1 protein-coding gene is annotated in these 209 nt (G+C 69.4%); it reads right to left on the reverse strand.

From position 1 onward, the window contains the following. Positions 1–31 precede the first annotated feature (31 nt). Positions 32–209: zinc ribbon domain-containing protein (locus B447_RS22690; protein ID WP_004250126.1), on the reverse strand; the 178-nt coding region annotated here is incomplete at its 5' end.

The raw sequence follows: 209 nt of genomic DNA on the forward strand, positions 1-209 counted from the left end.
CGCAGCGGGAAGGGCGGGGATTCCTGCTGGGCTAGGCCGCATGGCCTACCCCTTCGGTGGGTTCTCGCTTCACCGGGCGGCCTGACTGCACCTCTCCCTCCACGAGCGCTTGGCCGTCGCCGGCCAGAACCGCGTGTCCCGCGGCCAGAATGTTCTTCGCGGCATTGACGTCCGCGTGGTCGGTGTGGCCACAGGACCGGCACCGGAAA

The sequence above is a fragment of the Thauera sp. 27 genome, assembly GCF_000310125.2.
Taxonomy (GTDB): domain Bacteria; phylum Pseudomonadota; class Gammaproteobacteria; order Burkholderiales; family Rhodocyclaceae; genus Thauera; species Thauera mechernichensis.